Genomic DNA, 1,312 nt, shown 5'->3' with positions numbered 1-1,312 from the left:
TGAATCGCCCCGGGTTTCGTGGAGGCCTCAACTCTTGAGAAGATGAGACCATGAGAAAGACTACGACCTACTCCCCTGAAATCCGTGAACGTGCCGTGCGCATGGTTCTGGAGCACCTGAACGACTACCCCTCCGAGTGGGCCACCATTGAGGCCATTGCCCCGAAGATCGGCTGTGCAGCGCAAACCCTGCATGGCTGGATTCGTCGCCATCAGACCGACGCCGGCCAACGCCCTGGGCCAACCAGCGAAGAGCGTGAACGCATTAAGGCTCTGGAGCGCGAGAACCGCGAGCTGCGCAAAGCCAATGAGATCCTGCGCCTGGCCAGTGCGTATTTTGCCCAGGCGGAGCTCGACCGCCGCACCAAGTCCTGAGGGCATTTGTCGATCAGCATCGTGACCGTCTCGGGGTCGAGTCGATCTGCCGCGTCTTGCAGATCGCCCCGTCCGGTTACCGCAGGCATGCGGCCCAACTTCGTAACCCGGCACTGCGCTCCTGCCGTGCACGGCGCGACGACACATTGATCCCGGAGATCCAGCGAGTGTGGGATGCCAACATGCAGTGCTATGGCGCGGTGAAGGTCTGGAAGCAGCTGCGGCGAGAAGGCATCAAGGTAGCCAGATGCACGGTGGAGCGCTTAATGCGTCGGGCCGGATTGCAGGGCATCAGGCGCGGCCAGATCGTGCGGACAACGGTGGCCGGCGACAAGGCCCTTTGCCCGCTGGATCGCGTGCAGCGCCAGTTCCATGCCGACCGCCCAAATCAGCTGTGGGTGTCGGACTTCACGTATGTGTCGACCTGGCAGGGCTGGCTGTATGTGGCCTTCGTGATTGACGTGTTTGCGCGGCGGATCGTCGGCTGGCGAGTCAGTACCAGCATGAAGACCGACTTCGTGCTGGATGCCCTGGAGCAAGCCCTGTATGCCCGTCAGCCACATCGCACGGGTGGCCTGATCCACCACAGCGACCGTGGCAGCCAGTACGTCTCGATCCGCTACACCGAGCGACTGGCAGAGGCCGGCATTGAGCCCTCAGTTGGCAGCAAGGGCGATAGCTACGACAACGCCTTGGCCGAAACAATCAACGGGCTGTACAAGGCCGAGCTGATTTACCGTCAATCATGGAAGAGCCGCGAAGCTGTTGAGATGGCGACTTTGAAATGGGTGCACTGGTACAACCACCAGCGGTTGCTGAGTTCAATCGGCTATATCCCGCCTGCGGAAGCTGAGGCAAACTTCTACCAGCAACAAGCAGGTCAGGCCATGGCGGCCTGACTTAAACGAAACGGCCTCCACAAAAGCCGGGGCGATTCA

At 61.1% G+C, this 1,312-nt stretch carries 1 protein-coding gene and 1 other annotated feature; the gene reads left to right on the top strand.

From position 1 onward, the window contains the following. Positions 1 to 50 precede the first annotated feature (50 nt). Positions 51 to 1,273, top strand: a protein-coding gene (locus YA0848_RS35525) for an IS3 family transposase (protein WP_198731585.1) whose coding sequence is annotated in 2 segments (ribosomal slippage) — positions 51 to 336 and positions 336 to 1,273 — 1,224 coding nt in all. Because the reading frame shifts where the segments join, the coding sequence is not laid out codon by codon here. Continuing rightward, positions 329 to 445 (top strand) — a sequence feature (AL1L pseudoknot). It overlaps the preceding gene by 117 nt. Positions 1,274 to 1,312 lie beyond the last annotated feature (39 nt).

Source organism: Pseudomonas sp. S4_EA_1b (genome assembly GCF_016307435.1).
GTDB lineage: Bacteria > Pseudomonadota > Gammaproteobacteria > Pseudomonadales > Pseudomonadaceae > Aquipseudomonas > Aquipseudomonas rhodesiae.
Note: the sequence above shows the minus strand (reverse complement) of the source record. Positions and strands in the feature narration are given on the sequence as shown.